This is a genomic window from Celeribacter marinus (genome assembly GCF_965656515.1).
GTDB lineage: Bacteria > Pseudomonadota > Alphaproteobacteria > Rhodobacterales > Rhodobacteraceae > Celeribacter > Celeribacter marinus_D.
The window spans coordinates 1-3,086 of sequence record NZ_CBFHKW010000099.1 but is presented as its reverse complement, the minus strand read 5'-3'; the positions used below and the strand labels follow the sequence as shown (position 1 = coordinate 3,086).

The 3,086-nt window shown below is 52.9% G+C and carries 4 protein-coding genes and 1 pseudogene; all 5 read right to left on the bottom strand.

The genetic code is table 11. The features are described from left to right. A pseudogene (locus ACTG34_RS13450) lies at positions 1-434 on the bottom strand (DNA-directed RNA polymerase subunit beta); the annotation flags it as partial. A 279-nt stretch (positions 435-713) separates the two neighbouring features. After that, positions 714-1,088, bottom strand: a complete 375-nt coding sequence (gene rplL, locus ACTG34_RS13445) for a 50S ribosomal protein L7/L12 (RefSeq protein WP_439105389.1) — start codon at positions 1,086-1,088, stop codon at positions 714-716. A gap of 72 nt (positions 1,089-1,160) precedes the next feature. Beyond that, positions 1,161-1,673, bottom strand: coding sequence for a 50S ribosomal protein L10 (gene rplJ, locus ACTG34_RS13440; protein WP_062217347.1), 513 nt, complete (start codon positions 1,671-1,673; stop codon positions 1,161-1,163). A 390-nt stretch (positions 1,674-2,063) separates the two neighbouring features. Beyond that, positions 2,064-2,762 (bottom strand): 50S ribosomal protein L1, encoded by a 699-nt coding sequence (gene rplA / locus ACTG34_RS13435; RefSeq protein ID WP_062217350.1) that lies wholly within the window; start codon positions 2,760-2,762, stop codon positions 2,064-2,066. Beyond that, positions 2,762-3,085, bottom strand: a complete 324-nt coding sequence (gene rplK / locus ACTG34_RS13430; RefSeq protein ID WP_439105388.1) for a 50S ribosomal protein L11 — start codon at positions 3,083-3,085, stop codon at positions 2,762-2,764. The genes rplA and rplK overlap by 1 nt, the downstream gene beginning before the upstream one ends. Position 3,086 lies beyond the last annotated feature (1 nt).

Below are 3,086 nucleotides of genomic sequence, written 5' to 3'. Positions count from 1 at the left end.
TTAACGACAAACGTGCCGTTTGGCGTCATGAGTGGCATATCCCCCATGAACACGTCTTGCTCCTTGATGTCCTTAACAGACTTCGCGCCTGTATCCTCATCCACATCAAACACGATAAGGCGCAAAGTGACTTTGAGCGGTGCGGAGTATGTCATGTCGCGCTGCTGACACTCTTCGACATCGTATTTGGGAGTTTCCAGCTCGTATTTTACGAACTCAAGCACGGACGTCTCGTTGAAATCCTTAATCGGGAAGACCGACTGGAAAACGCCTTTGATCCCTTCGCCGTCAAGAGGCTCGGGCGCATCGCCAGAGTTCAAGAACAGGTCATAGGATGCCTTTTGAACCTCAATGAGGTTCGGCATTTCGAGAACTTCACGGATTTTGCCGTAATACTTGCGGAGCCGTTTCTGGCCGAGGAAGGTCGAAGCCATTCGCGTCTTTACCTTTCGAATTTTCGAGAGCCACATATACCGGTGGGCGCCGGCGCATGTACCCTTACGAAACGAAGCTGTCCGGTCTATTCCTGCATTCGTCCCACCGAATGCTCCCGACCATGGACCCTTCTTAGAAAACGTCGCCCCTCGGACATCCGAGGCCGGCGCTTACTGAGAGGGGCATCTTAAGATTTTGCCGCCCTAAGACAGGTTCGGCTGGACCCCGAAATTCGGGATCCAGCCTTTTGTTTTGATGCCCCGAAAGGGCAATATCGCTTAGGCGACCTCGACGGTTGCGCCAGCTGCTTCCAGCTTGCCCTTAACGTCTTCAGCTTCGTCCTTGGACACGCCTTCTTTGATTTTTCCGCCAGCTTCAACGAGCTCTTTGGCTTCCTTGAGGCCCAGGCCAGTGATGGCGCGAACTTCTTTGATGACGTTGATTTTGGATGCGCCAGCGTCTTTGAGAACGACGTCGAATTCTGTCTTCTCTTCAGCTGCTGCACCGGCGTCGCCAGCCGCACCGGCAACCATCACAGCGCCGCCAGCAGCGGGCTCGATGCCGTATTCGTCTTTGAGGATTTCTTTCAGCTCTTGAGCTTCGAGAAGTGTGAGACCTACGATCTCTTCTGCAAGTTTCTTCAGATCAGCCATTGTACTGTTTCCGTTTAGTTAAAGGTGTGTTCCAGCGGGTGTTTGACAACCCACGCAGATACAAAAGATTGCTTAAGCAGCCTTTTCCTCGATTGTGGAAAGGATACTCGCGATATTCGAAGCGGGTGCGCCAATCGCGCCGGCGATGTTGGAAGCAGGTGCCCCAATGCAGCTCGCGATTTGAGCAAGAAGCTCGTCGCGCGAAGGCATTTTGGAAACGCGTACAACACCAGCAACGTCAAGACCTTCACCACCCATAGCACCACCGAGAATTTGAAGCTTCTCGTTGGTTTTAGAAAACTCCACAGCAACCTTAGCGGCCGCAACGGGATCTTCAGAATAGGCGAGGACTGTCATGCCGTTTAGAAGGTCGCCAACAGGTGCGTTGGGTGTGCCTTCCAAGGCGATTTTAGCAAGCCGGTTCTTGGCAACGCGAACTGCGCCACCTGCATCACTCATACGAGCGCGCAAATCTTGCATTTCAGCAACCGTAAGACCTGCGTAGTGTGCTACCACGACCACGCCAGAGCTTTCAAAGATCTGGCCGAGTTCGTCGACCACTTTTTCTTTTTGTGCTCTATCCACAGTTTTACTCCAAGTATGGAGGGTTTCCCCTCCGGCTCATTGTACCGGATCTCTCCGGCGGTTCGGTCCTTGTTTACGGGAACGTCACCGCCGTAAGCTCACGGGAGCTCTTGGCTAAATGGCCTATCCCGTCTCAGGCAGGAAATTATGGACCCAAATGGGGCCACCCACCGTCTCGGACGAAAGCAAAAACAGCGCACGACGAATCGCACGCTGGTTGCAATGTTGTCTCTAACGGGAAACGACGCAGCGCGCAAGGGCTACACACGCGCGCCGTGGACACGTATTCGGCGCGAAAAAAGGCGCCCCAATCTGGAGCGCCTTCATTATCTTAGTGTCCGCATATCAATCAATGCAAATTAAGCATCAGATCAAACGGGCGGCCGTAGCTTAGTTACCAGCTGCGTTATCGATGTCGAGCGTCACGCCTGGGCCCATTGTAGAAGATACAACGATCTTCTGCATGTAAGCACCTTTGGCGCCAGTTGGCTTGGCTTTAAGTACTGCACCAACAAAGGCACGTACGTTCTCAACCAATTGAGCATCGTCAAACGACAGCTTGCCAACGCCAGCATGCACAACGCCTGCTTTTTCGGCTTTGAACTGAACTTCGCCACCTTTAGCCGCGTCAACAGCCGCTTTCACGTCCATTGTCACTGTGCCGATTTTCGGGTTCGGCATCAGGTTGCGTGGACCAAGGATCTTACCGAGACGACCGACAATTGGCATCATGTCAGGAGTTGCGATGCAACGATCGAAATCGATCTTGCCGCCCTGAATAGCTTCCATCAGATCTTCTGCGCCAACAATGTCTGCGCCTGCTGCCGTTGCTTCGTCGGCTTTGTCGCCACGAGCGAATACAGCAACACGGACCGTTTTGCCTGTGCCATTTGGCAAGGTCACGGCGCCGCGAACCATCTGATCGGCGTGACGTGGGTCAACACCTAGGTTCATTGCGATATCGATTGTTTCGTCAAACTTTGTGTTCGACGCACCCTTGATGAGCGCAACTGCGTCTTCAACGGAAAGATTTGCTTTGCCTACAAATGCGGCACGAGCTGCGGTGGTACGTTTGCCAAGTTTAGCCATTACTTCACCTCGATGCCCATAGAACGCGCGGAACCGAGGATGATTTTCATCGCTGCCTCGATATCGTTTGCATTCAGGTCTTTCATTTTAGCTTCGGCGATCTCTTTCACCTGAGCAATAGACACGGAACCTGCTGTATCGCGGCCAGGGTTTGTTGCACCCGACTTGAGCTTCGCAGCCTTCTTAAGGAAATAGGACGCTGGTGGCGTCTTGATTTCCATCGTGAACGATTTGTCTTGGTAGTACGTAATTACGGTTGGGCACGGGGAACCCGCTTCCATGTCCTGTGTCTTGGCGTTGAACGCCTTACAGAATTCCATAATG

What these genes read in the sequence shown, in the direction of transcription:
- rplL (WP_439105389.1), bottom strand. Translation starts at nt 1,088, where the DNA reads ATGGCTGATCTGAAGAAACTTGCAGAAGAGATCGTAGGTCTCACACTT.
- rplA (WP_062217350.1), bottom strand. Translation starts at nt 2,762, where the DNA reads ATGGCTAAACTTGGCAAACGTACCACCGCAGCTCGTGCCGCATTTGTA.